At 38.1% G+C, this 25,841-nt stretch carries 23 protein-coding genes and 1 pseudogene; 21 read left to right on the top strand and 3 right to left on the bottom strand.

What is annotated here, in order from left to right; all coding sequences use genetic code 11:
- The first annotated feature begins 181 nt into the window (after window positions 1-181).
- Genes FHG85_RS08995 through FHG85_RS08980 form a run of 4 tightly spaced genes read left to right on the top strand, consistent with a single transcriptional unit; the run spans window position 182 to window position 3,554 of the window.
- The gene (locus FHG85_RS08995; protein ID WP_173075068.1) at window positions 182-1,366 is read left to right on the top strand and encodes a molybdopterin molybdotransferase MoeA; all 1,185 of its coding nucleotides are present in this window, start codon (window positions 182-184) and stop codon (window positions 1,364-1,366) included.
- Complete coding sequence (locus FHG85_RS08990) at window positions 1,350-2,150, top strand: GTP 3',8-cyclase MoaA (RefSeq protein ID WP_173076838.1); 801 nt, start codon at window positions 1,350-1,352, stop codon at window positions 2,148-2,150. The genes FHG85_RS08995 and FHG85_RS08990 overlap by 17 nt, the downstream gene beginning before the upstream one ends.
- Window position 2,151: 1 nt before the next feature.
- Window positions 2,152-2,604: a cyclic pyranopterin monophosphate synthase MoaC gene (moaC, locus tag FHG85_RS08985; protein ID WP_173075066.1), complete on the top strand. Its 453-nt coding sequence runs from the start codon at window positions 2,152-2,154 to the stop codon at window positions 2,602-2,604.
- A 2-nt stretch (window positions 2,605-2,606) separates the two neighbouring features.
- Entirely contained in the window at window positions 2,607-3,554 is a 948-nt protein-coding gene (locus tag FHG85_RS08980) for an MOSC domain-containing protein (RefSeq protein WP_173075064.1), read from the top strand.
- 79 nt (window positions 3,555-3,633) lie between these two features.
- On the opposite strand, the pseudogene trxA reads toward FHG85_RS08980, so the two are convergent.
- A pseudogene (gene trxA / locus FHG85_RS08975) lies at window positions 3,634-3,996 on the bottom strand (thioredoxin); the annotation flags it as partial.
- A 208-nt stretch (window positions 3,997-4,204) separates the two neighbouring features.
- Here trxA and FHG85_RS08970 point away from each other — a divergent pair.
- Together FHG85_RS08970 and FHG85_RS08965 are read left to right on the top strand one after the other, a co-directional pair.
- A complete protein-coding gene (locus FHG85_RS08970) occupies window positions 4,205-5,650 on the top strand; it encodes a CCA tRNA nucleotidyltransferase (protein WP_173075060.1) in 1,446 nt (481 codons plus the stop codon).
- 14 nt (window positions 5,651-5,664) lie between these two features.
- Window positions 5,665-7,782, top strand: coding sequence for an HD family phosphohydrolase (locus tag FHG85_RS08965; RefSeq protein WP_173075058.1), 2,118 nt, complete (start codon window positions 5,665-5,667; stop codon window positions 7,780-7,782).
- On the opposite strand, the gene FHG85_RS08960 is transcribed toward FHG85_RS08965, so the two are convergent.
- Window positions 7,779-9,977, bottom strand: a complete 2,199-nt coding sequence (locus FHG85_RS08960) for a tetratricopeptide repeat protein (RefSeq protein WP_173075056.1) — start codon at window positions 9,975-9,977, stop codon at window positions 7,779-7,781. The genes FHG85_RS08965 and FHG85_RS08960 overlap by 4 nt on opposite strands.
- Before the next feature lie 165 nt (window positions 9,978-10,142).
- The gene (locus tag FHG85_RS08955) at window positions 10,143-10,268 is read right to left on the bottom strand and encodes a 30S ribosomal protein THX (RefSeq protein WP_173075054.1); all 126 of its coding nucleotides are present in this window, start codon (window positions 10,266-10,268) and stop codon (window positions 10,143-10,145) included.
- Between the two features lie 232 nt (window positions 10,269-10,500).
- Between FHG85_RS08955 and mce the strand changes: the two genes are divergently transcribed.
- From mce to FHG85_RS08880, 15 genes are all read left to right on the top strand, one after another.
- The gene (gene mce / locus FHG85_RS08950; protein ID WP_173075052.1) at window positions 10,501-10,914 is read left to right on the top strand and encodes a methylmalonyl-CoA epimerase; all 414 of its coding nucleotides are present in this window, start codon (window positions 10,501-10,503) and stop codon (window positions 10,912-10,914) included.
- Window positions 10,915-10,941: 27 nt separating this feature from the next.
- Entirely contained in the window at window positions 10,942-12,504 is a 1,563-nt protein-coding gene (locus tag FHG85_RS08945; protein ID WP_173075050.1) for an acyl-CoA carboxylase subunit beta, read from the top strand.
- Window positions 12,505-12,518: 14 nt separating this feature from the next.
- Window positions 12,519-13,433 (top strand): OadG family transporter subunit, encoded by a 915-nt coding sequence (locus FHG85_RS08940; protein ID WP_173075048.1) that lies wholly within the window; start codon window positions 12,519-12,521, stop codon window positions 13,431-13,433.
- 15 nt (window positions 13,434-13,448) lie between these two features.
- Window positions 13,449-13,880: an acetyl-CoA carboxylase biotin carboxyl carrier protein gene (locus FHG85_RS08935; RefSeq protein WP_173075046.1), complete on the top strand. Its 432-nt coding sequence runs from the start codon at window positions 13,449-13,451 to the stop codon at window positions 13,878-13,880.
- Window positions 13,881-13,882: 2 nt separating this feature from the next.
- Entirely contained in the window at window positions 13,883-15,046 is a 1,164-nt protein-coding gene (locus tag FHG85_RS08930) for a sodium ion-translocating decarboxylase subunit beta (RefSeq protein ID WP_173075044.1), read from the top strand.
- Window positions 15,047-15,246: 200 nt separating this feature from the next.
- On the top strand, window positions 15,247-15,777 hold the full coding sequence (locus tag FHG85_RS08925; protein ID WP_173075042.1) for an RNA polymerase sigma factor: 531 nt from the start codon (window positions 15,247-15,249) through the stop codon (window positions 15,775-15,777).
- A gap of 1 nt (window position 15,778) precedes the next feature.
- A complete protein-coding gene (locus tag FHG85_RS08920; protein WP_173075040.1) occupies window positions 15,779-16,306 on the top strand; it encodes a hypothetical protein in 528 nt (175 codons plus the stop codon).
- A gap of 12 nt (window positions 16,307-16,318) precedes the next feature.
- A complete protein-coding gene (locus FHG85_RS08915) occupies window positions 16,319-17,395 on the top strand; it encodes a hypothetical protein (protein WP_173075038.1) in 1,077 nt (358 codons plus the stop codon).
- A 124-nt stretch (window positions 17,396-17,519) separates the two neighbouring features.
- Window positions 17,520-19,646, top strand: a complete 2,127-nt coding sequence (locus FHG85_RS08910; RefSeq protein WP_173075035.1) for a TonB-dependent receptor — start codon at window positions 17,520-17,522, stop codon at window positions 19,644-19,646.
- Between the two features lie 32 nt (window positions 19,647-19,678).
- Window positions 19,679-20,329 (top strand): tetratricopeptide repeat protein, encoded by a 651-nt coding sequence (locus tag FHG85_RS08905; protein ID WP_173075033.1) that lies wholly within the window; start codon window positions 19,679-19,681, stop codon window positions 20,327-20,329.
- A gap of 106 nt (window positions 20,330-20,435) precedes the next feature.
- Window positions 20,436-21,482, top strand: a complete 1,047-nt coding sequence (locus FHG85_RS08900) for a sensor histidine kinase (protein ID WP_173075030.1) — start codon at window positions 20,436-20,438, stop codon at window positions 21,480-21,482.
- A 57-nt stretch (window positions 21,483-21,539) separates the two neighbouring features.
- Window positions 21,540-22,100, top strand: coding sequence for a methyltransferase family protein (locus FHG85_RS08895; protein ID WP_173075028.1), 561 nt, complete (start codon window positions 21,540-21,542; stop codon window positions 22,098-22,100).
- 31 nt (window positions 22,101-22,131) lie between these two features.
- Window positions 22,132-22,887: a LytR/AlgR family response regulator transcription factor gene (locus tag FHG85_RS08890; protein WP_173075026.1), complete on the top strand. Its 756-nt coding sequence runs from the start codon at window positions 22,132-22,134 to the stop codon at window positions 22,885-22,887.
- Between the two features lie 35 nt (window positions 22,888-22,922).
- Window positions 22,923-23,735 carry a peptidoglycan editing factor PgeF gene (pgeF, locus tag FHG85_RS08885; RefSeq protein ID WP_173075024.1) on the top strand — a complete coding sequence of 271 codons (813 nt, stop codon included), beginning with the start codon at window positions 22,923-22,925 and terminating at the stop codon, window positions 23,733-23,735.
- Between the two features lie 74 nt (window positions 23,736-23,809).
- Window positions 23,810-25,738, top strand: coding sequence for an OmpA family protein (locus FHG85_RS08880; RefSeq protein WP_173075022.1), 1,929 nt, complete (start codon window positions 23,810-23,812; stop codon window positions 25,736-25,738).
- Window positions 25,739-25,841 lie beyond the last annotated feature (103 nt).

Below are 25,841 nucleotides of genomic sequence, written 5' to 3'. Positions count from 1 at the left end.
CTACATGAGCCTAATTTGTACTCAATTTGTATTTGATGAAGGTTTTAATATATTGATAAATAGCAGATTAATTCGATTTGTGTAAAAAAGAAACAGAAAGTAGAATTCATGTCGATATGCAAAAAAATACTTTTCGGTGTCAACTTTTTTACACATATTTGCATGGTAAACAGTGTTGAATATGATTTCGTTTGAAAAGGCTATAAGGATTGTAAAGGAAAACGTTCATGTGTTAGCAGGTGTTGAGCAGGTATCGCTTACCGATAGTGTTAATAGAGTGCTAGCACAAGATGTAGCTTCGGATATAAACATGCCACCATTCCGTAAAACCGCTGTGGATGGATATGCATGTAGAATGTGCGATTTGGAAAGCACATTAAAAGTAATTGAGGTTATAGCAGCAGGAACAACCCCAAAAGAAAAAATACTTGAGGGTACTTGCTCAAAAATAATGACAGGAGCCCCTATACCTGATGGTGCCGATTGTGTGATACCTGTAGAAGATACCGAGGTTTTACCTGATGGTACAGTACGATATATTTCAAAGCCTCAGCCTAAGACTAACATATGTGAGTTGGGTGAGGATATAAGGATTGGTGACGTATCGTTAAAAAAGGGTGTACTTATAAAACCCCAACATATTGCCATTATGGCAGCCCTTGGGTGTCATTCACCTAAGGTAAGTGTTAGACCACGTGTATCAATCCTGCCTACCGGCGATGAGTTGGTTGAGCCAAGCGAGGCCCCTACAGGAAGTAAAATACGAAATAGTAATGGGCATCAGCTTATTGGACAGGTGGCTGCAGCAGGTGCTTTACCAATATATCATGGGATTGTGCGCGATAGTGAGGAAACTACTGAAAAAGCTATTGCAAAAGCATTAGATGAGAGCGACGTAGTGGTCCTCACAGGTGGAGTTCCCATGGGCGACTATGATTATGTTCCTAAAATAATGGAGCGGCTAGGTGTGAAAATCTTATTTGATTCAATAGCAGTTCAGCCTGGGAAGCCTACCACCTTTGGTGTAGCAGACGAAAAACTGATTTTTGGGTTGCCTGGAAACCCTGTCTCGTCGTTTATTCAATTTGAACTACTTGTTAAACCTGCTCTTCTTATGATGATGGGGGCAACTGATCCCTATGCAAAAGTTTATCGTTTACCATTGGCAAAAGACTATTCTCGAAAAAGAGCAGAGAGACTTGGTTTCTTCCCAATAATTGTTAATAATAATGGCGAGGTTGAACCCATTGAATATCATGGTTCTGCCCATATTTTCTCACTTGCCAATGCTTCTGGAATTGCTTCTATTGCTTTAGGTGTTAAAGAAATTAAAAAGGGGGAGCTTGTTGATGTTCGATCAATTTAATCGGCGAATAAATTATCTTAGAATCTCTGTTACCGATAGGTGCAATTTGCGTTGTGTTTACTGCATGCCCGAAGATGGTATTGAACAGATTCCCCATAATCAGATACTTACCTTTGAGGAGATAGTTGAGATTACAAAGTTAGCCGTTAAAAATGGTTTCGAAAAAGTTCGAATAACAGGAGGTGAACCGCTTGTCCGTAAAGGTATTGTAGACTTGGTTAAGATGATTGCCTCTATTGATGGAATAATGGACTTTGGTATGACAACCAACGGCGTATTATTAAAGCCGTTTGCTAAACCACTTTTCGACGCTGGCTTGAAACGAATCAATGTCAGCCTCGATACTTTAGATCCGGGTAAGTATAAAGCAACTACAAGAATAGGAAACCTTTCCGATGTTTTAGAAGGATTAGAGGAGGCAAAAAGAGTTGGGTTTAAACCAATTAAGTTGAATTGTGTTGTGGAACAAAGTTCGGCCGAACCCGATGCGCAAGCCGTAAAATCCTATGCAGACGAGAACGGTTTTATTGCCCGCTTTATACCTAAAATGAACCTTGATGACGGTATTTTTGGTGTTGTTGAAGGTGGCGAGGGAGGCAATTGTGCCACTTGCAACAGGCTGCGCTTAACTGCCAATGGGGTTATCAAACCCTGTCTATTTAGCGAAAGCGGGTATAATGTAAGGGATTTGGGAATCGAAAAGGCTATTGAAATGGCAATTAAAAATAAGCCTGCATGTGGAGTAGCAAATCGAACAGGTGAATTTTATAATATTGGAGGTTAAAATGGAACTATCACATACCGATAAAAATGGCAAAGCCAACATGGTTGATGTTGGGCATAAACCCAATCAGCTACGAGAGGCCATTGCAAAGGGATTTATAAAGTTACAGCCCGAAACCGTAAGGCTTATTCGTGAAAATCAGATGAAAAAGGGCGATGTTCTAACCATTGCAGAGATTGCCGGAATCCAAGCTGCTAAACGAACCCCTGAGCTAATTCCGCTTTGTCACACCCTTTTGCTTACTAAGGTCGATGTAAGGGCAACCTTAACCGATACAGGAGTTGAGGTTACGGGCTATGCTAAATGCATAGGCCAAACTGGAGTTGAAATGGAAGCCCTTACTGCTGTATCGGTGTCCTTGCTGACAGTTTACGATATGTGTAAAGCAGTTGACAAATCGATGGTGATAGACAATGTTAGATTAGTTGAAAAAATCAAAACGAATCTTGATTAGATATGAATAACGCTGAAAATATTGTAATAAAGGTAAAGTCGGTCAATATATCTGAACGAAAAGGAACCACAAAGCACCCTGTAGATTTTATTGAGCTTAACTCGTTAGGCGTAAAGGGCGATGCCCATTCAGGCAGCTGGCACAGGCAGGTAAGCATGCTTGGTGTAGAGAGTATGGATAAATTTACCAAGGCTAGCGGCCTTCCTGTAAAATATGGCGATTTTGCCGAAAATATTACCACCGAGGGGCTTGAGTTGTACACTACCAAACCTGGTGATAGGTTTGTAGGAGCGGGTGTTGAACTTGAGGTTACACAAATAGGAAAGTCGTGCCATGGCGATGGCTGCGCTATTTATCGCCAGGTTGGAAATTGCGTTATGCCTAAAGAGGGCATCTTTGTAAGGGTTATAAAAGGAGGAAAACTTAAGGCTGATGATGAGTTGACTTTTATTCCTAAAATATACAAGATCAAAATCATTACATTAAGCGATAGGGCTAGTCGTGGCGAATACAAAGACCTGAGCGGGCCCGAAGTGGAGAAAAATATTAAAGAATTTTTCTCTAAGCTTAATTGGCAGCACGAGGTTGATGTTGAAGTGATTCCTGATGATGAGGAACTTCTGACTAGTAGGTTGAAGGAGTGTAAGGATTCAAAGTTTGATATGGTTATAACAACAGGAGGAACAGGTATAGGACCACGTGATATTACCCCTGATGTTGTTGAAAAAATGCTCGATAAACAAATTCCAGGTATTATGGAACATATTCGTTTAAAATATGGCACAGAAAAGCCTAATGCTCTTTTAAGCAGGGGTGTTGCGGGAATTATGGGGTCTACTTTTGTTTATACGTTGCCCGGGAGTGTTAAGGCTGTTAGAGAGTATATGGCCGAGATACTTAAAGTTCAAAAACACCTGTTTCTTATGCTTATGGGGATTGACAGCCATTAACAAAAAAGTTTACTTTGAAAGCAATGAAAATAAAAAAGGAGGAGCGTAAGCTCCTCCTTTTTAGTGTTGTTAACTGATGCTACTCAACACCAAGAACATCTTTAAAGGCCTTTTTGAAGGTATCTTTAGGTAATGCTCCCATTGCCATTTGTGGTTGATCGTTTAAGGGGATGAACAGAAGCGAAGGAATACTGCGAATACCAAATACTGCTGCTAATTCCTGCTCTGCTTCGGTATCAACCTTATAAATATTCAACTTGCCTTCATATTCTTGTGCAAGTTCCTCAAGTATAGGAGCTACCATTTTGCAAGGCCCACACCAATCGGCGTAAAAATCAATTACCGCTGGCTTGTCACCCTCGAATTTCCATTCGCTATTCTTCTCGTAGTCGAATACTTTCTGCTTAAATGTTTCTGCTGTTAAAAACTCAATCATAGTGTTACTAGTTATTGATTATTGATAAATTAAAATATTTACATATTTTGATACAAAAGTAATACCAAAACGCTAATTGGCATAATTTTGTTCTACTTTATTAGTTGATAAATGTCAAAAATTAATTTTTTAAACATGAAACCACTATTTCTTATGGTTAAACAAAAATTTAGGCATTATGTTTTATAAATTGTAATTTTGTCAGTTATTAGTTATGGAGATGAGAGAGTTTTTGAAGCATAAGATTTTTTCTATAGTTTCTGATGTTGCCGAATTTGAAAATGTTGATGCCTATGTTATTGGGGGTTATGTGAGGGACATTTTCCTTAATCGGCCATCAAAAGATATCGACATTGTTGTATTGGGTAGCGGGGTTGATTTTGCTCGTAAGGTGGCCAGGCGTTTGCGAACTACAAAGGTTTCATATTTTAAGAATTTTGGAACGGCTCAGCTAAAGTATCATGAATGGGATGTAGAATTTGTAGGTGCAAGAAAAGAGTCGTACCGACTTGATTCCCGCAAACCAATTGTGGAGAATGGAACCCTTGAGGATGATCAGAATCGCCGTGATTTTACTATTAATGCTCTTGCTCTAAGTTTAAACAAACGAAATTTTGGTGAGCTCATCGACCCTTTTGATGGTGTTAATGATTTAAAAAGGGGTATAATTAGAACTCCACTCGACCCGCTAACTACTTTTTCTGACGATCCTTTAAGAATGTTGAGGGCTGTTCGGTTTGCCACACAGCTTAACTTTGACATTGAGCCTAAAACGCTTGATGCCATAAGGCAGATGAATGGCAGAATAAAAATTGTGTCTGCTGAAAGAATAACCGATGAGCTAAATAAAATGATGACATCATTACGTCCCTCTATGGGGTGGTTCTTACTCGATGAGACTGGATTGCTAGAGTATATTCTTCCAGAATTTGTGGCCCTAAAAGGTGTCGAGTCGCGTAATGGGATATCACACAAAGATAACTTTTTACATACATTGGAAGTCCTTGATAATCTATCAGCAAAAAGCGATAATCTTTGGTTGCGCTGGGCGGCCTTGCTACATGATATAGCCAAACCCAAAACTAAACGATTCATTCAAGGACAAGGCTGGACTTTTCATGGACATGAGTTTGTTGGGGCAAAGATGATTCCTAGCATATTTAGAAAGCTAAAATTGCCATTGAACGATAAAATGAAGTATGTTCAAAAGATGGTTCAGCTCCATTTACGTCCCATTGTGCTCTCTCAAGATGAGGTTACAGATTCGGCTGTGAGACGGTTGCTTTTTGATGCTGGCGATGATATTGATGATTTAATGATGCTTTGTGAGGCTGATATAACCTCAAAGAATGACGCAACTGTAAAACGACATCTGGCAAACTTTAGAATTGTTCGTAAGAAGCTAAAAGAAATTGAAGAAAAAGATGCTATAAGAAACTTTCAACCTCCTGTTTCGGGTGAATTAATTATGGATACTTTTGGAATAAAACCCTGCAAGGAGGTGGGTGTTATTAAAACAAGAATCAAAGATGCCATTCTCGACGGAGAGATTCATAACAACTTTGTTGAAGCATATAATTTAATGCTTAAAGTAGGTCGCGAGATTGGCTTAACTCCTATAAAAATTGATCAGAGGTACGTTGTGCCAGAAAATAAGTAATCAAAATCATCATCATGGATGCAGAAAAAAAATCACGGGTTAAAAAACTTATAACGTTTTTGCTCTTTGCCAGTACCTTTCTCGTTGTTATTCTCACTATCCCAAGGGAGGGTCGTTTTAAGTATGAGTTTCAGAAAGGGAAACCTTGGATGCATGAGGATCTTTTTGCTCCCTTTGACTTTCCTGTGTATAAAACAGACCAAGAAATCTTTGCTGAAAAGAATCGGTTACTAAAAGAATTCAAGTCGTATTATAGGTACGATTCCACCATTCAAAAGAAGAATGTTTTGGCTTTTGTGAATGGGTTCGATTCAATCTTTGAGAATTATTCTACAAAAAAAGTTAGTCTAATAGGTAAAAGAAAAAGATTTAACAAGCAAAAATCATTATTAAAAGAATTGATTGAAAATGAGCTAAATGAAATTTATTCAAAGGGTATTATAGATCAAACCGATGGTGATATTTCAAAGGGGTTAGAAAAGAAGGGTTTGGCTATTGTTATTAATAATATTGCATATGAGAAGTGGTTTGATGATGTGTATACATTACCCAAAGCTTATAGGAAACTTAATGATAAGTTGCTAGAACAGGTAAACTCTGAAGATCAGCAGTTGCAGGATATGCTTTTGGCTCTTGACTTAAAAAAATATTTGGAACCTAACCTTTTTTATGACGAGACCACAACCAAAAAATTTAGAGATGAGCTGATTTCTAACATCTCCATTACAAAAGGAATGATCCAAGCCGGTGAAATGGTAATTGCAAAAGGAGAAATAGTTAACTCAGAGAATTATCAGGTGCTAGAATCATTAAAGAGGGAGTATGAAAAGAAAATTGGTGCCAAAAGGAGGGCTGTTATACTTACTGGTAATATCTTGCTCATTTCTTCTTTGTTTATTGCTTTTTATCTGTTTTTATTGAATTTTAGGTTAGAGGTTTTAACCGATTATCGGAAATTGCTTTTCTTGCTTCTAAACATCACTTTAATGGTTGTTCTTGCAAGATTAATTAATAATACCCAGTCGGTTAGCATTAATGTTTTGCCATTAGCTATAATTCCAATTTTTGTTAAAATATTTTTTGATTCTCGCCTAGCGTTATTTGTTCATCTGATTAGTGTTTTTGTTGTTGGTTTCATGGTACCGAATAGCTACGAGTTTGTTTTTACAAACTTTATTGCAGGTGTGGTTGCTATAGTTAGCTTAAGTAACATTTATCAAAGGGGGCAGCTGTTTAAAACGGTTGGGTTTATTTATATGTCTTATATCATCCTTTATTTGAGCTTCTATATAATTGCCGATGGTTCGTTGTCGGGCGTGAATTGGTTCGTTTTGCTTTGGTATGCTGTAAATGCACTACTTTTGTTAGCTTCGTATCAGCTTGTTTATTTAATTGAGAAGGTCTTCGGGTTTCTTTCCGATATTACCCTTATCGAAATTTCTGATACGAACCTCGACTTACTAAGGAAGCTGGCTGAGGTTGCTCCAGGGACGTTTCAGCACTCCTTGCAAGTTGCTAATTTGGCAGAAAGCGCTGTGCAGCGTGTTGGTGGAAATCCTCTTCTTGTTCGTGCAGGTGCCCTTTACCATGACATTGGCAAAATGGCGAATCCTATGTTTTTTGTAGAAAATCAGCAAGGGGGATTTAATCCTCATGAGAATGTGAGCAATGTTAAAAGTGCTGAAATAATTATTAACCATGTTCACGAAGGGGTTAAAATTGCAACTAAAGCAGGCTTACACCAGCAAATTGTCGATTTTATTAGAATGCATCATGGAACATCGTTGGTTAAATTTTTCTACACTAAGGAGATGGAGGTTACAAATGGCGATGGTGTTGATGAGAATCAGTTCAGATATCCTGGACCAGAACCCCAAACTAAAGAAACAGCAATACTTATGATGGCCGACGCTGTTGAAGCCGCGTCGCGGAGCTTAAAGGAGTATACGGTTCAGTCAATTGATAATTTGGTGGAAAAAATAATAAATGAGCAGCTCAATTCTGGTCAGTTTAACTATGCCAACATTAATTTTAAGGATATATCGCTTATAAAGGCTATCTTTAAAAAGAAGTTGCAAAATATTTACCATGTACGATTGGAGTACCCAGAAATGCCAAAGCTGGTAGTTTAATCAATCCTTAAACCAAGAATGCAGATATCATCAATTTGATCGGCTCCATGAAGATGACCTTCCATTAGCTGGTTTAATAGTTCTTGTTGCACCTTCATGGGTTTGGTGTATGATAACTCGATTATTTCGGTAAACCGCTTGATACCAAATTTTTTCTTATCCGCACTAATTTGATCAACATAACCGTCGCTAAATAGATAGAGGTATGTTGGTGATAAAATATCAAATGTGACGTCTTCGTAGGGTTTTAGTTTTGCTGGTTGAAAGCCTCCAGTAGAGCGGATATTACCTTTTACCAAATTCATTACACCGTTTTGAATAATCAGAAGAGGTCTAGCAGCACCAGAAAAAGCTATTTTCTTGTTTTTCCTATCAATGGTTACAAACGCTATGTCGATACCTGCAAGAACGATATTCTTTCCTGTTTTTTGTTTTAGTGCCTCTCGTAGCTGGTCGTTAAGGAGTTCCAGAATCTTTGATGGGGTGTTGATTTTCCATTCGTTAACTATCTTGTTTAAAAGTGTGTTTCCTATCATCGACATGAAGGCGCCCGGTACACCATGTCCAGTACAGTCCATTACTGCTGCGTAAGTATATTGGGAGTCGTTACTAACCCAGTAAAAATCGCCACTTACTATATCTTTAGGTTGGAATATGATAAAATAATCGTTGAAGATTTTGTCAAGTTGTTCAGGTTTAGGTAGAAGTGCGCTTTGAATAGTTTTTGCGTATTCAATACTGCTAATCATACGTTCATTCTTATCGGCAAGTATTTGCTGGGTTTGCTCAAGAATGAGGTTTTTTCGTTCTATTTCATCACGTTGGGCTAGTATCTCTTCTTGTTGTTGAAGCAGTTCCTCATTCTTTTCAAGTATTTCATTTTGCCTCTCGGCTAACTCCTTGTTTTTATGTTCAATTTTTCGTAATGAAAAAAGAATTAACCCAATAAATAGTCCGCTGAGGGAGATAATTGCAATTAGAAAATTTCTTATGGTTCTGTCGCGCTTTAACTTTTGTTGGTATTCCGTTTTCTTTTTGGCTTGTTCAATTCTATGTTGTTCCTGCTGTTGTTCAAATTTGTAGAAAAACTCTGCTTGTAATGATTTCCTAGTGTTTTCTTCGTTAAAAATACTGTCTCGTGTTTCAATATATTTTTTGAAGTGCTTATAAGCAAGTGGGATATTGTTGAGTTTTTCATATATCCTGTTTAAGTACCTGTGGGCATTGCTACTAATTTCTAATAGGTTGTTCTTATCTGCTATATCTAGGGCTGAACTAAAGTGTTTTGTTGCCTGATTTAGGTTTCCAATTTGCAGATAGTATTTCCCAAAATTAATTTCACTCTCTGCTATGCGAATAGGACTCTTAGTTTTTAGAAAAGTTTCCCTTGCAAGATTAAGATACCTTGGGGCATCGGTTAAGTTTCCTCTTTCAATATTAATACCCGCCAATTCGTTATAAATAGTTCCTATTGCATCCAGGTCGTTTGTCTTGTTGGAATAAATTAACGCTTTCAAATAGTAGTCCGATGCTTTATCTAGATTCCCTTTCTTCTTATAAATTTCTCCAATATTCAGGTATGAGGTTGCCATACCGTCATCGTTTTCAAGTTCCTCTTCTATGACAAGCGACATTTCATAGTATTCTAAGGCTTTATCGTATAACTTTTGATACATATGAACAACACCAATGTTGTTAAGAACAGATGAGATTCCCCTTTTGTAATTTATTTTTTGATATTGATAGAGTGATTTGAAGTAGTAATCGAGCGCTGTAGGGTAATCTCCTCGTTGGCGATATATCGCCCCAATCTGATTGAGAACCGATGCTTGCCCCTTTTGGTTTCCAATTTGTTCGTAGTAGTTTAAAACCTTACTTAGGTCCGATAACGCATCTTTGAAATTACCTAAGTATCTATTTATTGCTCCTCTGTAACCTAAAGAAAGAATTTTGTAGTTTGTTAAATTAAGCTTGTCAAAAAAAGGTAAGGCCTTGTTTATTAGGAGTAAGCAGCTGTCATCTTGATTGTCAAAATAAAGGTTTTCTATTTGGTTAAAAAGTTGTGAGGCAAAAACGGAATCCTTTTCAAAATCGGGTCTACTATAATTTGATGTTTGAGCAATAGTAAATAAAACGCTTAATGTGAGCAGCGTTGAAAGGAGAAATTGAACACAGAATGCAGTCTTTTTTCCCATTGAGAAGGAGCATATAATCCAAATTTACATTAAATAAATGGGGTTTCACTCTTTGAACTGCCAAATTTTGATAGAATGAAAAGAATGTTGAGTAGAAGTATTAACTTAAGTGATAAAAAAAACCGGCTAAGCCGGTTTTCGATATTTTAAAGTCAAAAACAGAATCTATTTAGATTCAGCTTTTGCCTTTTCGCGTTTTGCTTTACGCAGTTTTGATTTTTTGGGGCGAGTATTACCAAATGAACCTAAAAAGATTTTCCCTCTACGGGTTTTTTTATCACCTTTTCCCATGACTTTATAATTTAGTTGTTAGTACATTGTCTTTTAATGGACTGCAAAATTAGCCGTTTATTTTGTAAATTCAATTCATTTCTGTAAAAATATTGTAACAATTTGGCAGGCTATCTCTCCAAACATGTTTTTTAACATTGCTGCAAAACAGGCAAATAGAATGTAACTTTTCTGTGTTAAGTTGACTATACAAAGTAACTTTGCAGTGACCAAATATTAAAATTGTTGAACTATGAGCATAACTCACATTGAACACATTGGTATAGCAGTTAAAAACCTAGAGGAATCAATTCCATTTTACGAGAAGGTTTTAGGTTTAAAATGCTATAATATTGAAGAAGTGAAGGATCAAAAGGTTAAAACAGCATTCTTCATGGTTGGACAAACCAAGATAGAGCTTTTAGAGTCAACCGATCCTGAAGGCCCCATTGGTAAGTTCATTGAGAAAAAAGGAGAGGGAATACACCACATTGCCTTTGCTGTTAACGATATTGAGGGGCAGCTCAAGCAAATGGAGGAGCAAGGTGTTGCTTTAATTGATAAGACTCCAAGAAAAGGAGCCGAAGGGCTTGATATTGCGTTCTTACATCCAAAATCAACATTGGGTGTACTTACCGAACTTTGTGAAGATAAAAACAATAAGTAGTCACACTATACCCCAAACACTAACAAAATGAGCACACAAGAAGAAAAAATTAAAGAGCTTATTGACCTTCGCGAAAAGGCCAAGCTTGGAGGTGGTGAAAAGCGAATTGAAGCTCAACACAAGAAAGGAAAATATACTGCACGCGAACGTATCGATATGCTACTCGACGAGGGTAGTTTTGAGGAATTTGATATGTTCGTTTCGCACCGTTGTATCGATTTTGGGCTGGATAAGGAGAGCTATCTTTCCGATGGTGTTGTAACTGGATACGGCACAATAGATGGCCGTTTGGTTTACGTTTTTTCTCAAGATTTTACTGTCTTTGGGGGGTCGTTATCCGAAATGTTTGCAGCAAAAATCTGTAAAATTATGGATATGGCCATGAAGGTTGGCGCTCCTGTGATAGGAATTAACGATAGTGGTGGTGCACGTATTCAGGAGGGTGTTAAGAGTTTAGGTGGTTATGCCGATATTTTCCAGCGCAATATCCTAGCTTCTGGTGTAATTCCACAAATTTCTGCAGTGTTTGGGCCTTGTGCTGGGGGTGCTGTTTATTCACCTGCCCTTACCGACTTTATAATTATGTCGCGTAATACCAGTTACATGTTTGTTACTGGTCCAAAGGTTGTTAAGACTGTAACTGGAGAAACTGTAACTTCCGATGAACTCGGTGGTGCTGGAGTACATTCTAGCAAGTCGGGAGTGGCACATTTTGTTGCCGATAATGAGGAAGAGGGTATTATGCTTATTCGCAAGCTGCTCAGCTATCTGCCTCAAAATAACCTTGAGGAACCTCCTATAGTACCCTGTGATGACCCAATTGATAGATTAGAAGATTCGTTAAATGAAATAATCCCCGATAACCCTAACAAACCATATGATGTTAAAGAGGTTATTGAGGCTATTGTTGATTACGGTGAGTTTCTTGAAGTTCAAAGAGATTATGCTCCCAATATCATAACTTGCTTCGCACGTTTTAATGGTCAGTCGGTTGGTATTGTAGCAAATCAACCCAAGTATCTTGCTGGCGTTCTCGATATTAACTCATCGCGTAAGGCTGCTCGTTTTGTTCGCTTCTGCGATGCCTTCAACATTCCACTAGTTACACTAGTTGATGTGCCTGGTTTCTTACCAGGAACTGCTCAAGAGTACAATGGTATCATCATTCATGGTGCAAAACTGCTTTATGCTTACGGTGAGGCAACAGTACCTAAAGTTACTGTTATCCTTCGTAAAGCATATGGTGGGGCTTACGATGTGATGAGCTCAAAGCATCTTCGTGGCGATATTAACTATTCTTGGCCAAGTGGCGAGATTGCAGTTATGGGGCCAAAGGGTGCCATTGAAGTACTCTTAAGTAGGGAACTCAAAACTATTGAGGACGAAAAGGCTAAAGTAGAGTTTTTGGCTAAAAAAGAGAAGGAATATAAGGAGAAGTTTGCTAATCCATATGTGGCTGCTAAATTTGGTTATCTCGATGATGTGATTGAACCACGAAATACTCGTTTCCGTATTATCAGAGCGCTTCAATCATTAGCTACTAAAAAGGATACCAATCCGCCTAAGAAACATTCTACCATGCCACTTTAAATGTTTTGAAAAAAATGAGAATGTTAAAAAAAATACTACTTGTATCGGCTGCCATTTTTAGTGCTATTGGTTCGTTTGCTCAAAACATTACCGATGTTAAAATTAACGAGGTAATGCTTTTTAATGAGACAAACTATATCGACAGTTATGGCGATAGAAGTGCTTGGATTGAACTTGTTAATACTGGGTATAACACTGTTAACATTGCTGGTTGTTATCTTACAAACAACATCCAAAATCCAACAAAGTATAAGATACCTACTGCTGATCCTATAACTAAAATACCCAAACAGCAGTTCTTGGTGTTTTTTGCCGATGGCCGGAGTCAGCATGGAACACTCCATCTTAACTTTCGATTAGATAGCATTAATAGATTTATTGCGCTCTTTGCATCGGATGGTAAAACTCTTCTTGATAGCGTTACGGTGCCATTAATGGGGGTTGATAAATCGTTTGTGCGTTTGCCAAATGGCTTTGGGAAATGGCAGGTGAGTGAGCTTGCAACGCCAAATTCAACAAACGACTTGTTTGAAAGCAAGGTGTCACCAGCAGAGAAGTTTGTTAAGGTTGACCCATTTGGCGTGGTGATGGCCATTACAGCTATGAGCGTTGTGTTTACTGCATTGCTGGTTCTGTATCGCCTTTTTTCATTTACAGCAAGGATGGCACAAAAACCTATCAAGGTAAAGCTGCGCAAGTCAAAAACAGCCGACACGGAGGAAGAAGTAGAGGTTGAAGTACCTGGCGAAGTATTTGCAGCTATATCAGCGGCACTCTATTTCTATGAGAATGATAAGCACGATCAGGAGTCGACAATTTTAACAATCGAAAGGGTATCAAGGCGTTATTCGCCATGGAGCTCTAAAATATATACCCTAAGGCAAACTCCTAATCGGGTTGTTTTTTACAGGAAACTGAACAAAGGATAATAATAAAGTACAAAAATGAAAGATTTTAAGTTCAAGATAAATGGCAATGAGTACGTTGTTCACATCTCAAATGTTGAAGGAAATATTGCCGAACTCGAAGTAAATGGTACTCCATATAAGGTTGAGATGGAGAAAGAACTTCGACAAACCAAAACACCAAAATTGGTAAGACCTAGTGCTGTTCCTACCACCGATTCACATCCTGCTGTTGCCAAAACAGTTAGCCCTGGTGCTGCAGGAGCAGTTAAGTCTCCCTTACCTGGTGTTGTGTTAGAAGTGAACGTAAAGCCTGGCGACCAGGTAAAGGTCGGTCAACGCCTACTGGTACTTGAGGCTATGAAAATGGAGAATAACATCGATTCCGATAAGGAAGGAAAGGTTATTGAAGTTAAGGTAAACAAGGGCGATTCTGTTCTTGAAGGTGATGTACTTGTAATAATTGGTTAGCTATGGAACAAAGTGGAGGATTCTTTTCATTCCTAATAGATAATCTGGCTCAGTTTCTTTCCTTTACAGGATTTGCCAATTTTACAGTTGGCCATGGGATAATGATTTTGGTTGGGTTAATCTTCATTTACCTTGCAATTGCAAAGGAGTTTGAACCCATGCTATTAATTCCCATAGGATTTGGTATTATAGTGGGTAATATCCCATTTACTCCTGGTTACCAAATTGGAGTATATGAGAGTGGTAGCGTGTTAAACTACTTGTACTTTGGCGTTTTGAAGGGCTTATATCCACCTTTAATTTTTCTTGGAATTGGGGCAATGACCGATTTTAGCGCCCTAATCTCAAATCCTAAGCTAATGCTTATTGGTGCAGCTGCACAGTTTGGAATCTTTGGAGCATATATCTTGGCGCTCCTTTTAGGTTTTTCACCTCAGGAAGCTGGCGCAATTGGTATTATTGGTGGTGCCGATGGCCCAACTGCTATCTTCCTTTCTTCGAAGTTGGCACCCGACTTAATGGGAGCAATTGCAATTTCCGCATACTCGTATATGGCGCTGGTTCCCGTTATTCAACCACCAGTAATGAGGTTGCTTACTACTAAGAAGGAGCGTTTGATTCGGATGAAACCACCACGTCAGGTTTCAAAGTTGGAAAAGATAATGTTCCCGATTATCGGAATGTTACTTACCACTTTTATCGTTCCTTCTGGATTGCCTTTGTTAGGAATGCTATTCTTTGGAAATCTACTCAAAGAAAGTACTGTTACAAAACGTCTTGCCGATACTGCAAAAGGACCTTTGATTGATATTATTACAATACTTATCGGCTTAACTGTTGGTGCTTCTACTCAAGCAACCACTTTCTTAACACCTAAATCAGTTGGTATTTTCATTCTTGGTGCTACATCGTTTGTAATCGCAACAACAACTGGTGTGCTTTTTGTAAAGATTCTTAATCTGTTCCTTAAAGAGGGTAATAAAATTAACCCCCTAATCGGAAATGCTGGTGTTTCTGCTGTTCCCGACAGTGCAAGAGTTTCCCAGGTTGTTGGACTCGAGTACGATAAAACAAACTACCTTTTAATGCATGCCATGGGACCAAATGTTGCTGGTGTTATTGGTAGCGCCGTTGCTGCTGGTATACTACTCAGCTTTTTAGCATAGCATTTGTATTAATTGGACAGGTAATAAAAAGGCTGCCTCGATTTTGAGGCAGCCTTTTTTGTGATTCCTATTTTGTGCTGCTGTTTCTTTCTATATGTTTTAATTCTGTTAACTTTCCTAACGATTACTTGATTTTTTATTGTTGATGCAGCAATTCAGCTTAACTTGCAGTCTATAATGTAGAATAGGTTTTAGATTTTATGGATATATCCAAGAAACTTGTTGAAAGATGTCGTCAAGGCGACAATAAAGCGCAATTTGAACTTTATAAACTTTACTCGGATGCAATGTATAATGTGAGTTGTAGAGTTATACCCGATACTATGGAGGCAGAAGATGCCATGCAAGAAGCGTTCTTTAAAGCATTTGATAAAATCGATACTTTTAGGGGTGAGGTTACTTTTGGAGCCTGGTTAAAACGAATTGTAGTGAATACTTGTTTAGACCACCTAAAACGGAAAAAAGTACTCACCGTATCGTTGGACGAAACCCCTGGTTTATCGGATGACGTATCCGACGAGGTTGATTACGACCCCGAATCTGTTGAAGAGGTTAAACAAGCACTAAATAAATTACCCGAGGGGTATAAACTTGTTTTGTCGCTTCGGCTTATTGATGGCTACGAGTACGAGGAAATAGCCACCATGATGGGAATAGCCCAGTCAACCGTTCGTTCGCAGTATGTAAGGGCAAAAAGAAAACTGGTAGAACTACTTAAAAATAAAATATAGTATGGCACCCATTGAGGATTTTATTAAGGAAAACAGAAATGCATTTGACGACTATAGGTTAAGTGCAGGACACGAAGAGCGATTTAAAGCCAAGTTGCAAAAAAAACATAATCAGATTCAGCTAAAATCTTTTGTTTATGCTGCGGCTACAATTGCTGTTATACTTGCTCTTACTGGAGTCCTTGGGGTTTACTATAACTATTTTAATGGTTCCGAGATGGCTAAGTACTTTAGGAATAGTAGTAATAACCAATTGTACGAGGTAGAAGCATACTATCGTAGTCAGCTGCTAAGAAAGTATCGTGCCATTGAGAAAATTGCGAGTGTCGATAATGAGATGCTGCCATCGCCTGAACAACTTTTCGGAGAAACTATTACCGATAAACCCGATGTGAAGGCAGAGCTAGAAAATAATCCACGTAAGGATGAGGTGGTTGCTGCAATTGTGCAAAGCTACCAGATTAGGTTGGAGAACATGGAGAGGATTGAGAAAGAACTTGTTGAGTCTTTAAATGCAGAAAAACAATAAAACACCTATAATATGAAGAACTTTAGAATTTTAACGGTTGCTCTACTGTTTGTTGCTTCAAATTTAGCAATAGGTAGTAATGTTCCTAAAAGCAAGGAGTTTAATAAAGAATTCAATGTAAATGAGAATACTAAATTAGTTGTTAAGAATAAGTTTGGGCAGGTTAATATACAGAACTGGGACAAAAGTTCTATCCAAATTAACGTAGTTGTTAAGGTAGATAGCCGAAACGAATCAAAAGCAACAGCACTTCTCGATGCTATTAATGTCTCGCTTACTAAAGAGGATGATAAGGTTTTGGCAATCACTACATTTGATGATGAGTTCTCAAGAGCAAATCGCAGGTTGTTTCAATCCTCAAACAACGAGATTAGCATAGATTACACCATTAAGATGCCTAAATATGTTGATACCAAAATTGAAAATAAATTTGGCGATATTTTTATTAATGAGCTCGATAGCCATTTGGAGGTTGCTTTAAAGTATGGCAATATTGTGGTGAATAAGCTAACTCGTGGCGATGCTGAATCTTTAAATGAGATACAGGTTAGCTATGGGAAAGCATCGGTGGTAGATGCAAATTGGGCAAAGTTTGAGGTGAAATACGGAAAGTTAATTGTAGAAAATCTTGTTGCAGGGGTGGTGCTTTCACGTTATTCCAAAATCGATATTGAAAACGTTAGCTCGCTGGTTTTAGAATCGAAGTATGACAAGTACGAGGTTGAAAGTGTTAAGAACTTAGTGGGAGAATCTGGATATACGGTATTTAGTATCAGTGAGTTGAAAAATAAGTTTCAACTATCGGCTAAGTATGGCGATGTTAAAATTCAAAGTGTAGGTAAAAATTTTGACGAGATTGTTTTTGAGGCAGCATATACAGGTTTCAAGGCTGGTATACCTGAGTCATCAAGCTATAAAATTGACGCATTTGTTTCATATGGAAATGTTGATTTAGGTGATAGAAAAACTAGACTTAATAGGATTGAGAAAAACACATCGGTAAAACTATTGGGGGTTGTGGGGACTTCCTCCTCGCCTAAATCAAAAGTAACCTTGCGTATGAAGTATGGAAATGCAGATTTAGATTAGAAATACAGTTCAGAACTTGTTTTTTACATTTAGGAGATGAAATTCGACAGCTTGTCGGGTTTCATTTTTTATGGCTAGCTGGTTGGTGCATCTTTGTTATGTAAAATTAAAAAACAAGGGTGCCATGAAATTATTCTCTCTAATACTAGCCACTATGTTCGCGTTGCAAGGCACTTGTCAAATAATTGTGACAGGTAAAGTAACCGATAGACAAGGGAATCCTTTACAAGGTGCAAATGTTATTATTAAAGGCACCTACAATGGTGTTTCAACCGACTCAGTTGGAAGGTTTAGGATTAGCGTGAATGACCAAACTGATATTCTGGTTGCCACATTTATAGGTTACAAGTCTCAAGAAAAAGAAGTAGGTGAAACCCGAATAGTTGATTTCAAACTTCGTGAGAGTAGCAATAGCATTGGCGGAGTAGTAATAACCGCTGGTACATATGAAACTTCCGATAGGAAGCGAAGCGTAACGCTTCAACCTCTCGATATTGTTACCACTCCTAGCGCAACTGGCGACATTTACGGTGCATTAACCACTCTGCCAGGCTCTGTTACAAAACCCGAGGACGGAAGGCTTTTTGTTCGCGGCGGCGATGGTTACGAATCTAAAACATTTATTGATGGGTTACTGGTTAAGAAGCCTTACACATCCAACATACCCGATTTGGGAAGTAGGGGACGCTTCTCACCACAACTTTTTTCAGGTACAATGTTTAGTACAGGGGGGTACTCGGCAGAGTATGGACAGGCGCTATCTTCAGCCTTGATTCTGAACACAAATGCTTTCCCACAACACGACAAAACCGATATCTCTTTAATGACTGTTGGTGCTGGGGTTACCCAAACGTTAACGAAAAAAAAGTTTGGTATAGCTACAGGTGTTGAGTATTTCAACCTTGAGCCATACATGAGCTTAAGAGAGAATAGGTTTAGAATGACTAAGTATCCCGAGATTATAAGTGGTATTTTTATGAGTCAGGCGCATTTGGGTGCTGAATCAATTGTTAAGGTGCTAGGCCATTTCTCTTCGAGTTCCGTTGGGGTTGAGTATCCCGATTTTGAAACAGTTAATAGCTTGGTTGATATAAGGTTGAAAAATAGTAACAGTTACGTCAATTCAACCTTTAGTTCCAATTTGAATAATGGGTTCATGTTAAAAGGTGGTGTTGCTTTTACTACTGATGATAATAAGATTGATTTTCAGGATTACTACGTCTACGAAAAGAACAGGAATATGCAGGGTAAAGTAGTTTTGAAAAAGAAAATTTTCGACTATTTGAATGTGCTAGCAGGTGTTGAGGAAACCTATAATTACTTCAACCAGAATTATCATGAAAACATCAGTGGTTTTAGCAACCTAAGCAATTTTGAGGATTACAACACATCTGCGTTCGTTGAATCGGAATTCCGACCAATTAGCAAACTTGCTTTTCGAATTGGTCTGCGCGCTGAGAATAGCAGCTTACTTAAAAACAGTTCGATTGCACCCCGATTTTCAGCAGCTTATAAGTTAGGTAAGCAGTCGCAGGTTTCATTAGCATATGGCCAATTCTACCAAACACCAGAAGAGTATTTGCTACGATTTACCCATCGGCTAATGCCAGAGCAGGCTAATCACATCATTCTGAATTACCAATGGGAGAACGATGATAGGATTTTCAGGATTGAAGCCTATAGAAAGGATTATTCGAACCTTGTCACCTATAACTCACAGAATTTTTGGGATGGTAGTTTATACAAGAATGATGGAGATGGGTTTAGCAAGGGAGTAGATATCTTTTGGCGCGATAAAAAGACTTTTAGAATGCTGGAATATTGGATTGCCTACTCGTATATCGATTCTAAAAGAATTTATCGAGATTATCAAACCAAGGTAACCCCACCTTTTGCCCCTAAGCATTCGGCAAGTATAGTTGCAAAGTATTGGGTTCAAAGTATTACGACACTTTTTGGCCTTTCAGCTACATACTCGTCGGGTAGACCCTACAATAACCCTAATAGTACCCAATTTATGGATGGACTTACCCCATACTTTGCCGATTTAAGTTTCAACATTAGCCATTTGAGGCAAATATTTAACAAGCAGTTTATATTCTATTTTGCAATAAACAATGTAACCGGTCGCGACAACATCTTTGGTTACAGGTATTTTTCTCAGCCTAATTCTTCTGGTGAATATGAGCCATTCCCTATTAAGGCGAATAATCCCAGATTTATCATGGCTGCCATTTTTGTTACACTGTAAGCATTTTTTTAACTAATTAAAATCAGACAATTATGAAAAGGATTATGTTATTTGTAGCTGTAGTTGCAGCATCAGTTTGGTCAGCTAAACTCTTTGGCCAGAACTCAGACTACATTCAGGCAATGAAAGAAACTCTAGCTTTGGTCGATAGTGCTAAAACCGATGACGAGGTTAAGGATTGTATTGCACGTTTTGAGCGCATTGGCGTTTCCGAGTCCGACAGATGGGAGCCTCAATATTATCAGGCGTTCCTATGGATTCATTTAGCTTATCGTAGTAAAGATGGTGACCAAATAGACAACTTATTGGACAAGGCACAGATTTGTATCGATAAAGCAAAAGAACTTAATCCGGACAAATCGGAACTCTATGCCCTGCAAGGGTGGCTCTATCAGGCAAGAATAACTGTAAACCCAATGCGTGGTATGACATATTCGGGAAAGGCTGCTGAGGTTTTACAGAAGTCGCTTGAACTTAACCCCTCAAATCCTAGGGCTCACTTCTTAATGGGAATGAACTTTTATTACACCCCTAAAATGTTTGGCGGTGGAACAAAAAAAGCTTTACCATACTTTGAGCGTGCCGACAAACTCTTTAAGGCGGCTGCTACCGAAGACCTTAAGCCAAAGTGGGGTATGGCTACCAATTCAAGAATGATTAAGGTTTGCAAAAAGTCTAGTTAGAATCACTGGCCGAAATGTATCAAAACTGCATTTCGGCCTTTGCCTTTTTATTTGTAATATCCTTTAAGCCATTTTCCTTATCTTTATTACGTTAAAATTTCAACCAATGAAACCAATAATCCATTTTGCTCTTATTCAGCTACGCGATACCTTTTTTGCCCTTCTTCTCACTTTTATTATTCTTCTTGTTTTTATGGGTAAAAGCACCTTTGCCGAATTCCCAGAATATTTGGATTCAGTGGGATTTGGGGTTCTGATTGGCTTTTCTCTATGGAAATCAAATCAGTTTATCGGATGGATTGTGGGGAGAAATGAGTCATGGGTGAAGAATCCTACTAAAACCTTAGCAGTTTCTTTAACGCTTTCGTTTTTAGTAACTATAAGCGATATATTTTTGGTTTACTATTTGGGGTTTAGGTATATTTTTAACATAAGCTTGTTGGACAATCTCAACATATATCTCGCTCAAATGTTTTTGGTTCTTTCCATTTCGCTGGTTATAACTATTTCATTTTACTTGGCTTCCTTTTTTAAGTGGTGGAAAATTGGGCTAATAAACCAGGAGCGATTAAAACAGGAGGCTATTCAGTTGCAGTTAAACGCATTAAAAAGTCAAGTTAATCCACATTTTCTTTTTAATAGTTTAAGCGTCCTTAGCTCTCTTATTGAAACTAATGCCGAAAAGGCCAAGTTGTATGTCCAAAAATTCGCTGAAATTTATCGATATGTACTCAATCAGAGTGATAAGGATTTGGTGCCATTGCATGATGAGATAGATTTTATTAGTTCATATATCAGCTTACAAAAAATTAGATTTGGCGATAGCCTTAAGGTTAGTTTAAATATTGATAATTATAATGGCAAATTGGTGCCGCTATCGCTTCAAACTTTATTGGAGAATTGTTTGAAACATAATGTGGTATCAAAGGAAAAACCTCTAAAAATAACAATCGATAGGGTGGAGGACTGCCTAGTGGTTAAAAATAATGTACAGAGAAAAAAAACTATATCACAATCTAATGGCGTGGGGTTGGATATAATAAACAGGCAGTATAAAATACTAACAGGAAGAAATGTAGATGTTTTATCCGATGAGAGTTTTTTTACTGTTAAATTGCCCATAGTTAATGATAATAGTGCTCAAAGTGATTGAATTAGAATTAATTTAAGAGTTGACTTTGCAATGTTTAGGATGATAAAATGAGAACTTATGATGAAATACTTAATTCTTCTATCAGCCATTTTTTTTGTATCTGAGTTTGTTTTGATGGTTTTTAAACGTTCCCAAAAGGAGCATACGCTAAAAAAATCCGATAGGGGCTCAATGGCATTGCTCTGGATAACCATCTCGTTAGGTTTTACATTCGGGTTTATTTTTGCAAATTACTATATCTGGAAATTGGCTAACTATGTTGTTGCTGGTGTTGGGTTGCTTTTAATTATAGTTGGAGTGATAATTCGTTGGTTGTCAATTTTTCAGCTCAAACAATCCTTTACAGTTAATGTGGTTATTGCCACAAATCATCAGCTCAAAACCGATGGTTTGTATGGGTATGTGCGGCATCCAAGTTATTTGGGGCTCTTGCTAATTATGATAGGCTTTGCGCTTGCCATGAATACATTTTCGTCATTTTTAATCATTTCGGTTTCTATGTTGCTGGCTGTTTTATATAGGATTAGGGTTGAGGAGCAAGCTTTGAAATCAGAATTCAAAGAGAAGTATGAAAGCTATTCTAAAAAAGTAAAAATGCTAATACCTTGGATTTGGTAGTTTCATGTAATGTTGATAAACTCTTTAAGTTATGCAATACATAATTGTAGAGGATGAGCAGCCTACGGCTGAAATGCTAAAAGGTTTAGTAGAATCGCTTAGACCTAATTTTAAGTGTTTAGGGTGCTTTGATTCCGTTTCATCAACTGTAAGGTGGCTTCAAACGAATGAACATCCCGACATTGCTTTTTTTGATATTCAGCTGGCCGATGGCTTGAGCTTTGAGATATTTGAACATCTGAAGTTGAACTGTCCAGTTATCTTTACCACTGCATTTAACGAGTACGCAATAAAAGCATTTAAGGTAAATAGTATCGATTACCTGTTAAAACCAATAAATAAAGTCGATTTGAAAAGTGCCCTTGAAAAGTTTGAGTCGATGCAAAGGCCCGCCTTAGTAACTCCTGAACTGCTAGCATCAATAGCCGCTCAGCTAGGTGCACCAAACTTTCGACGACGATTTATTGTTCGAGTAGGTGAACATATTAAAACTATTGAAACAGAAAATGTTGTGCTTTTTCATGTGATGGAAAAAAATACCTACCTGAAAACTGCCGATGGACGTGATTATGCTATCGATTTTACTTTGGAGATGCTTGAGGTGGAACTTGACCCAGTGCAGTTTTTTAGAATTAACCGTGGGGCAATAGTTTCTAAGAAATTTATCCGTGATATTGTGGTATATTCATCAAGCAGGTTAAAAGTGATTACTCCAATTGAAAATGACGAACCTTTAATTGTTAGTCGCGAAAGAGTATCCGACTTTAAGAAGTGGCTTGAGAAGTAGTATTTTTTACTACATTTGGGTAAAAATGTTTTTGTATGCCACTTGCTTTCGATGATATACTTTTCTTTAAGTTTGAAAAGTTTAGTAATTACGACTCAACTATTACACACTTTATTTCTACTCGCATTGGATTGAACGAGGATAAACAATTTTCTATTGGGCTTAACGGTTTTTTACCAGATGCAAAAGTGCTTGAAAATAGGCAGATTTTGGCCCAAAAATTTGGTTTTGACCCGTCTTGCTATGTGTTTGCCGAGCAGGTGCATGGAAATAAGGTTGAGCTAATTACCGATAAGGAAAGAGGTAGAGGGGCTTTTAGTAAAGCCGATGCCCTGCAGAGCTCCGATGCATGGATTACAAAAATTCCCAATATTTGTCTTGTGGCTCAGGCAGCCGATTGCGTTCCCATCCTTTTTTTCGATCCCATAAATAAAGCAATAGGAGCAGCCCATGCTGGTTGGAAGGGTACTGTTAAGCGTATAGCTGCTGAAGTGGTGTATGCAATGAAACAGGAGTTCGGAACTAATCCCGCCGATTTAATGGTGGGAATAGGCCCGTCGGCTGGACCATGCTGCTATGAGGTAGGTGACGATGTAATCAGCATTGTAAATCAGGTCTTCCCTGCTAAATACGAGTTGTTGATTAAATACGACGACATGGAAAGACCAGTTTTTGATTTATGGCGGGCTAATCTTTACACATTACAAGAGGTGGGTGTAAAATATGAAAATGTTGACTTTGCGGGCTTATGCACCATATGTAATAAACACCTGTTTTTCTCTGCTCGCTCTGGCGATAAAGGTAGATTTGGAGCTGCAATTATGATTAATAGTAAAATGCTGAACTAATCCTCACTTGTGAAATTAACTTTGTAAAACAATAGCTGATTATAATTCGTATTATAATCTTACAAACTGATATTATGAAGAGTAATAAAATATTGATATTAATAGTTTTACTGCTTATAGTAGTAAATGGATTTGCTCAAAGTCAAAAAAAATATTCAATATCAAATAAAAGAGCAATTTCTCATTACGAGCAAGCCCTTCGGTTTTTTAATAGGTACGATAATATTACAGCCAAAAAACTGTTGCAAGAGAGCATCGATATTGAACCCAAGTTCCTTGAAGCCTATATGGTATTGTCGCAGGTGTACATGGAAATGGGCGAAATTGATAAGGCGATTGAAACAATAAAAAAATCGCACGAAATAGATAAAAACTTTCATCCACGCTCGTTTTACATCCTAGGTATTCTTTACTTCTCGCAAGGCGAGTATAAAAATGCCCTTGAAAGTTTTGAAACTTTCCTGACATTCAACGATAAACGTAAAAGCATTAACAAATCGGCTCGTAAGAAGATTGAAGAGTGTAAGTTTGCGCTTAATCAGATAGCCAACCCTGTGCCATTTGAGCCAAAGGAGGTTGGCGATGGCGTAAATACCGATTTGGATGAGTACTGGCCAAGCCTATCGGTAGACGAAAAGACTTTGGTTTATACTGTTCGATTGCCAAAGAGTCCCGATAAGGGTATTCGTGGTACAAAGTGGCAAGAAGATCTATTTATTTCCTATCGGAACGAGGATGGAGAATGGTCAAAAGGTATTCCCGTTTCATCTCCGCTGAATACCGATTTTAACGAAGGTGCCCAAGCCGTTTCGTCCGATGGTAAAACCATCTATTTTACTATTTGTAGAGGCGTGTGCAACATATACCAATCGGTACTTCAGCCCGACGGGCAGTGGAGTAGACCTCAGAAACTATCAGTTCATGTAAATACCAACCGTTATTCGGAAAAGCAACCGTCCATCTCACCCGATGGAAAAACCTTGTACTTTGTAAGCAACCGACCAGGAGGGCAGGGTGACTTTGATATTTGGAAATGCGATAAAAATCCAGACGGGCAATGGGATAATGCTGTCAACCTAGGCAGTGTTATAAACACTTCGGGAAGCGAGCAATCACCTTTTATCCATTTTGATAACCAAACGCTGTACTTCTCTTCCTCTGGCCACATTGGAATGGGAAGCCAGGATATTTTTGTTAGCCGCCGCGATAGTGCGGGTGGCTGGAGTAAGCCTGTTAATCTGGGCTATCCTATAAATACTTATCGAAGCGAGGAGGGCCTAATTGTGAATGCAAAAGGAACTGAAGCATACTACTCATCCGACATTAGGCCTGAACGTGGACGTGATATCTACACGTTTGAACTTTATCCCGAAATCCGTCCAACTCCGACCTCGTATGTAAAGGGTACAATATCCGACAGTAAAACACTTGACCCAATAGAAGCAAATGTAAAGCTAGTTGACCTTAAGCAGAATAAAGTACTAATGGATGTTGTGAAGGCAAAAGGAGGGAAATTCCTGGTTTGCCTCCCGGTGAACAATAAGTATGGGCTATTTGTTTCTTCTCCTGGTTATCTATTCCATTCCGAGCATTTCGATTTAACAAAATACTACTCATTCGATAAGCCTTTTAGGCTTGATGTAGAATTACAACCCATTGAAAAGGGAGAAGTCTTAACATTAAGAAACATTTTCTTTGCTTTCGATTCCTATGAAATACTTCCAGAGTCAACCGCTGAACTCAAATACTTGCTTGATGTGCTAAAACAAAATCCAAACATAAGGGTTGAGGTTAGTGGCCATACCGATAATTTAGGTTCTGATGATTATAACCTAAAACTTTCAACACAAAGAGCAAAAGCAGTTGTCGATTATCTTATTCAGCATGGCATTGAGTCGGAACGTTTGGAATGGGTAGGTTTTGGCGAGTCAAAACCAGTTGCTCCTAACACTACCGAAGAGGGAAGAGCACTAAATCGCAGAACAGAAGTGCGTATTCTTTAAGGAGTAATTCACTAAATTTAGCTGAAGCGCCAAATAAAAAGAATGTACATATTGTAATTATTAATTTATAAACCTAACTTCGCAATCCTTACTTTTGATGTTA

Origin of the sequence: Tenuifilum thalassicum (assembly GCF_013265555.1) — a bacterium.
Classification (GTDB): Bacteria; Bacteroidota; Bacteroidia; order Bacteroidales; family Tenuifilaceae; genus Tenuifilum; species Tenuifilum thalassicum.
This window is presented reverse-complemented; position numbering and strand designations above follow the sequence as displayed.

Excerpts from the sequence above, each read along its gene's own strand:
- FHG85_RS08995 (WP_173075068.1), top strand. The coding sequence starts at position 182 with ATGATTTCGTTTGAAAAGGCTATAAGGATTGTAAAGGAAAACGTTCAT.
- FHG85_RS08990 (WP_173076838.1), top strand. The coding sequence starts at position 1,350 with ATGTTCGATCAATTTAATCGGCGAATAAATTATCTTAGAATCTCTGTT.
- moaC (WP_173075066.1), top strand. The coding sequence starts at position 2,152 with ATGGAACTATCACATACCGATAAAAATGGCAAAGCCAACATGGTTGAT.
- FHG85_RS08980 (WP_173075064.1), top strand. The coding sequence starts at position 2,607 with ATGAATAACGCTGAAAATATTGTAATAAAGGTAAAGTCGGTCAATATA.
- FHG85_RS08970 (WP_173075060.1), top strand. The coding sequence starts at position 4,205 with ATGGAGATGAGAGAGTTTTTGAAGCATAAGATTTTTTCTATAGTTTCT.
- FHG85_RS08965 (WP_173075058.1), top strand. The coding sequence starts at position 5,665 with ATGGATGCAGAAAAAAAATCACGGGTTAAAAAACTTATAACGTTTTTG.
- FHG85_RS08960 (WP_173075056.1), bottom strand. The coding sequence starts at position 9,977 with ATGGGAAAAAAGACTGCATTCTGTGTTCAATTTCTCCTTTCAACGCTG.
- FHG85_RS08955 (WP_173075054.1), bottom strand. The coding sequence starts at position 10,268 with ATGGGAAAAGGTGATAAAAAAACCCGTAGAGGGAAAATCTTTTTAGGT.
- mce (WP_173075052.1), top strand. The coding sequence starts at position 10,501 with ATGAGCATAACTCACATTGAACACATTGGTATAGCAGTTAAAAACCTA.
- FHG85_RS08945 (WP_173075050.1), top strand. The coding sequence starts at position 10,942 with ATGAGCACACAAGAAGAAAAAATTAAAGAGCTTATTGACCTTCGCGAA.
- FHG85_RS08940 (WP_173075048.1), top strand. The coding sequence starts at position 12,519 with ATGAGAATGTTAAAAAAAATACTACTTGTATCGGCTGCCATTTTTAGT.
- FHG85_RS08935 (WP_173075046.1), top strand. The coding sequence starts at position 13,449 with ATGAAAGATTTTAAGTTCAAGATAAATGGCAATGAGTACGTTGTTCAC.
- FHG85_RS08930 (WP_173075044.1), top strand. The coding sequence starts at position 13,883 with ATGGAACAAAGTGGAGGATTCTTTTCATTCCTAATAGATAATCTGGCT.
- FHG85_RS08925 (WP_173075042.1), top strand. The coding sequence starts at position 15,247 with ATGGATATATCCAAGAAACTTGTTGAAAGATGTCGTCAAGGCGACAAT.
- FHG85_RS08920 (WP_173075040.1), top strand. The coding sequence starts at position 15,779 with ATGGCACCCATTGAGGATTTTATTAAGGAAAACAGAAATGCATTTGAC.
- FHG85_RS08915 (WP_173075038.1), top strand. The coding sequence starts at position 16,319 with ATGAAGAACTTTAGAATTTTAACGGTTGCTCTACTGTTTGTTGCTTCA.
- FHG85_RS08910 (WP_173075035.1), top strand. The coding sequence starts at position 17,520 with ATGAAATTATTCTCTCTAATACTAGCCACTATGTTCGCGTTGCAAGGC.
- FHG85_RS08905 (WP_173075033.1), top strand. The coding sequence starts at position 19,679 with ATGAAAAGGATTATGTTATTTGTAGCTGTAGTTGCAGCATCAGTTTGG.
- FHG85_RS08900 (WP_173075030.1), top strand. The coding sequence starts at position 20,436 with ATGAAACCAATAATCCATTTTGCTCTTATTCAGCTACGCGATACCTTT.
- FHG85_RS08895 (WP_173075028.1), top strand. The coding sequence starts at position 21,540 with ATGATGAAATACTTAATTCTTCTATCAGCCATTTTTTTTGTATCTGAG.
- FHG85_RS08890 (WP_173075026.1), top strand. The coding sequence starts at position 22,132 with ATGCAATACATAATTGTAGAGGATGAGCAGCCTACGGCTGAAATGCTA.
- pgeF (WP_173075024.1), top strand. The coding sequence starts at position 22,923 with ATGCCACTTGCTTTCGATGATATACTTTTCTTTAAGTTTGAAAAGTTT.
- FHG85_RS08880 (WP_173075022.1), top strand. The coding sequence starts at position 23,810 with ATGAAGAGTAATAAAATATTGATATTAATAGTTTTACTGCTTATAGTA.